The sequence below is a fragment of the Halarchaeum acidiphilum MH1-52-1 genome (assembly GCF_000474235.1).
Lineage (GTDB): Archaea > Halobacteriota > Halobacteria > Halobacteriales > Halobacteriaceae > Halarchaeum > Halarchaeum acidiphilum.
In genome coordinates this window covers 1-3,453 of sequence record NZ_BATA01000117.1, presented here as the reverse complement: position 1 = coordinate 3,453, position 3,453 = coordinate 1, and the positions used below count along the sequence as shown (strand labels likewise).

Annotated in this window: 4 protein-coding genes and 1 pseudogene; 3 read left to right on the top strand and 2 right to left on the bottom strand. The window is 60.0% G+C overall.

What is annotated here, in order from left to right; genetic code table 11:
• Positions 1-135 precede the first annotated feature (135 nt).
• Both AOZ13_RS13185 and AOZ13_RS13180 read left to right on the top strand, forming a co-directional pair.
• Positions 136-675: a DUF7342 family protein gene (locus AOZ13_RS13185; RefSeq protein ID WP_020222645.1), complete on the top strand. Its 540-nt coding sequence runs from the start codon at positions 136-138 to the stop codon at positions 673-675.
• Positions 676-717: 42 nt separating this feature from the next.
• A complete protein-coding gene (locus AOZ13_RS13180) occupies positions 718-1,167 on the top strand; it encodes a hypothetical protein (RefSeq protein WP_199897075.1) in 450 nt (149 codons plus the stop codon).
• An 82-nt stretch (positions 1,168-1,249) separates the two neighbouring features.
• Here the strand turns inward: AOZ13_RS13180 and AOZ13_RS13175 are convergent.
• Positions 1,250-1,541, bottom strand: a pseudogene (locus tag AOZ13_RS13175) (DUF7558 family protein).
• On the bottom strand, positions 1,538-1,729 hold the full coding sequence (locus AOZ13_RS15135) for a hypothetical protein (protein ID WP_234402886.1): 192 nt from the start codon (positions 1,727-1,729) through the stop codon (positions 1,538-1,540). The pseudogene AOZ13_RS13175 and the gene AOZ13_RS15135 overlap by 4 nt, the downstream one beginning before the upstream one ends.
• A gap of 444 nt (positions 1,730-2,173) precedes the next feature.
• On the opposite strand from AOZ13_RS15135, the gene AOZ13_RS13165 reads away from it, so the two are divergent.
• Positions 2,174-3,124: a transcription initiation factor IIB gene (locus AOZ13_RS13165; protein ID WP_021780825.1), complete on the top strand. Its 951-nt coding sequence runs from the start codon at positions 2,174-2,176 to the stop codon at positions 3,122-3,124.
• The last annotated feature ends 329 nt before the right edge of the window (positions 3,125-3,453 follow it).

Genomic DNA, 3,453 nt, shown 5'->3' with positions numbered 1-3,453 from the left:
GCCGAGCGCGGCGAACCGTCAACACACACCGGGATAATCCCCTCTACGGCTGAGATGGGAACTGCCATCTCGAAATTCCGATTAGATATTCTTGCAGCCACAAATTAATATGAGTGTAGGTCGTAGTAGCTAATCATGAACGGGGATACACCGCCGGATCTGGATCTCACTGGAGAGTGGGATGCGACCCTGGAGAATCGGACGGTGAAGGATCGCGTCTACGAGGTCGCGACGACGCTCACGTCGGCGACGTCCGTCACTGAAATCGCGGAGCGTGCGGACTGCACGAAGGAAGGCGCGCGCCCACACCTCGAGTGGTTCGTCGATCTCGGCGTCCTTGAGAAAGTCGCAGACAACCCCGCACTCTTCGTACGCAATGAGGCGTACTTCGAGTTCCGGCGCGTCACCGAGCTCACCCGCGAGTTTGAGACCGCGGACGAAGTAGCAGCCACGATCGAGGAGTATCGTGACCGGGAACGCGAGCTTGCAGCATCGTTTGAGGCGTCCTCTCCCAGTGCGGTCGTACTCGCGGACATCGAATACAATGATCTCGATGAGGCTTACGATCGGCTGAGTGAGTGGCGTGCTGCTACGCGTCGCCTTCGCGAACTCCACGAAGCGAAGCTCCGCCTCGAATCTGGCTCCGAATCGGCGTCCGCATCTTCGTTCCCCTAACGGATGGAGCGCGCTGATGATCTGAACGAGGAACGTCTCCGCATGCTCGGCCGATTCCTCGCTAATCTCTCCCTTGTCGAGACAGTCCAATACTTTCCCGCTGGAAAGGAAGACCGTGTCGTCGCCGACCTCGAGACCAGCTACTATCCAGATGTCGTTGACTCCTCTCGCCTCGAGTTACGTGTGCGATTGAACGGCGACTTCAATTTCCAATATTTCGAAGACTGGTCAGGTGAGCAGTGGTCGTGTCGCTGGGATCGGCATCCGAACACGCACAATACACGTGAACACTTCCACGTGCCACCTGACCCACACGAAGAGGCTGCCGTGGACGCCTCCTATCCCTCGGAGTCATCTGACGTCCTCCGGTGTGTCTTGGAGACGGTCGAACGCCGCATCAACGACCTCTGGGCAACTACAACGGACCCGGTCTTTCCCAGCGAATACGAGTTCGATGATGAATACGGGTCCACCTATCTCCACGGCGACTAACGCCCCCGAAGAGTAGTGTTAGTGTCGGTCAGTTACGGGTGGTGTTCTCTTCTCGAACGAGATGCGATTCGCGGTCTGGAGTCTAGTCGGTCGCAGGCCCGTTGGGTCTACAGCCAGCGCAGAGACGGTGCGTGCCCTCGAGATGGCCGAGTTGGACGCGATAGCGCGTGAGGGCGGCGACCACGTCGAGGAGACAGTCACAGCCATCGCAGGCGAAGCGATGCGCGTCGTCCGGGTCGGGCTGCTCGCGAAGCGCACACGCGACACAGATCGGGTGGGTGATAAGTTCGTCTCTGCCCCCCGACCCTGCCTCACCGCGGCGGACGTCGGGGCCGGCGTCGTAGAACACACCCCGCAAGCGTCTCCTGGCTCATGTCGCACCTCCGTCGTCACGTCCAGCCCGCCACCCACGGTGGTAGGCCGCAAGTTGAACGACATCCTCGAAAATCGCGTCCGTCGGCTCATGGACGAACACTCTGTTGGTCGGCACTGCAACCACGACGTCGTCCTCGAGGAGATCCGCAATCAGCTCGCGTGCGTCCGACTCAGTGAAGTCGTCCACACGAATCCGGCCACCGTCGCGATCGTGGGCGAGTTGGTCCTGTTCGAAGCGCTCAGCGTCGCCGCTCGTGTCGTCGTGTCGATCAGGTGGCGTCATCGATGGAACTCGCGACGCGTGGTGTGCGCGCCGCAGCGCTCCCCCTCGGCGCCGATAAACTACCACGTGACGGAACATTCTCGTTCAAGCACGCAGCGGCTTAACCAACAGTACGTCCAAACGAGCGGTAGCTGTTGGTTAACACTGGGGTTGGTCAGTATTACTGTTCCGTCCTGAATCTGAGTCGTGGGAGGGTGGACTTCAGCAGAGATCTCTCAAAGAGGGCAAAGCGATGGGTGACGCGCAGCAGGCCTCACCCACTATTCCGATTACTCAGCATCCAGATGCCGACTCTAGAGGTGGCCGTGCCCGAAAACCCATATGTGATTAGATAGCCTTTATATGAAAATGGAACGGTCGATTCGCGAGCAAGACGGGGAACAGACCGAACAGGACGACGGAGAGGTCGTATCAGCACAGTGCCCGGAGTGTGAATCGACGAACATCGTCACCGACCAAGGGGAGCGTCTCTGCCAAGACTGTGGGCTCGTCCTCGAGGAGGACAACATCGACCACGGGCCTGAGTGGCGCGCGTTCAACTCGAGCGAGCGTGATCAGAAATCCCGGGTTGGTGCGCCGACGACGCAGACGATGCACGACAAGGGACTAACGACGCAGATCGACTGGAAGGACAAGGACGCCTACGGGCGCTCGATTTCCTCGAAGAAGCGCTCGCAGATGCACCGGCTGCGCAAGTGGCAGGAGCGCATCCGCACCAAGGACGCCGGCGAGCGCAACCTCCAGTTCGCCCTCTCCGAGATCGACCGGATGGCGTCGGCGCTCGGCGTCCCCCGCAGCGTCCGGGAGGTCGCCTCCGTCATCTACCGGCGCGCGCTCAAGGAGGACCTCATTCGCGGGCGCTCCATCGAAGGCGTCGCCACCGCCTGCCTCTACGCCGCCTGCCGCAAGGAGAGCATCCCACGCTCGCTCGAAGAGGTCGCGGAGGTGTCCCGCGTCGGCAAGAAGGAGATCGGACGCACCTATCGCTACATCGCCCAAGAGCTCTCCCTCGAGATGGAGCCCGTCGACCCCAAGCAGTACGTCCCACGGTTCGCCAGCGAACTTGACGCCTCTGAAGAGACGATTGCGAAGGCCAACGAGATCATCGACACCTCTGCTGAGCAGGGTCTTCTCTCAGGCAAGAGCCCAATCGGCTTCGCAGCCGCCGCTATCTATGCCGCTGGCCTCCTCTGCAACGATAAAATGACCCAGCGCGAGGTCGCTGACGTCGCGAACGTGACCGAGGTCACCATCCGCAACCGCTACCAGGAACAGATCGAAGCAATGGGCTTCGAGTAAGGTTCATGTAGTGCTCTTCTGAGGGAGGGGGTCGGTTCTGTGACACGGCAGCGGCCATGCTCATCGCTAAGTGTTTGAGGTCACATGGAACTATATTCGGTTGACGTCTTGTCCGGTGAAGTCGTTAGGTCGGACTGGGGACCGACTAGGCTGCTCGATTAGCAACAACTGTTTTCAGTGGGATTCCACTCGCAGGCATCGCCGGTTGTGAGGTCGTTCTCGTCGATATATGCCGAGAGACAGGCGTAGTTACAGAAGTATACGGGCGACCCGCAGTCGTCGTCACAGTCACGTACACAAATCGGGTCATGGTCGAAAATCCGCGAATC